Origin of the sequence: Segatella copri (assembly GCF_019127135.1) — a bacterium.
Taxonomy (GTDB): domain Bacteria; phylum Bacteroidota; class Bacteroidia; order Bacteroidales; family Bacteroidaceae; genus Prevotella.
This window is the reverse complement of record NZ_JAHOEA010000194.1, coordinates 1-421: the sequence shown is the minus strand read 5'-3', so window position 1 is coordinate 421 and position 421 is coordinate 1. Positions and strand designations below refer to the sequence as shown.

2 tRNA genes are annotated in these 421 nt (G+C 43.5%); both read right to left on the bottom strand.

Features of this window, described 5'->3' with window-relative positions:
- Positions 1-71: 71 nt before the first annotated feature.
- Positions 72-148, bottom strand: a tRNA-Ala gene (locus KSW37_RS15830).
- A gap of 24 nt (positions 149-172) precedes the next feature.
- Positions 173-246, bottom strand: a tRNA-Ile gene (locus tag KSW37_RS15825).
- Positions 247-421: the final 175 nt, after the last annotated feature.

The window sequence follows — 421 nt, the reverse complement described above, 5'->3', positions numbered from 1 at the left end:
CTGAACTAAAGTTCATTACTTACAGTTTTGCTTGTGTCAATATGTCAAAGATCTTCTTGCCTTAAAAGGCATGGTGGAGAATAACGGATTCGAACCGTTGACCCCCTGCTTGCAAAGCAGGTGCTCTAGCCAACTGAGCTAATCCCCCAGTTTGAGATATTATATAAGAATGTAGTCCCAGGCAGATTTGAACTGCCGACCTCCACATTATCAGTGTGGCGCTCTAACCAACTGAGCTATAGGACTGTGTTGGTAAAGAGTAGCATCTCTGCCGAACATTCTCTATCTCTTATTTAATTAAACAGATGGTGCGTACAAGAAGAGAAACGAACTTTTAAGTCCTGTTCCTAAATCTTCATAGGAAATTCGTCTCTCCAGAAAGGAGGTGTTCCAGCCGCACCTTCCGGTACGGCTACCTTGT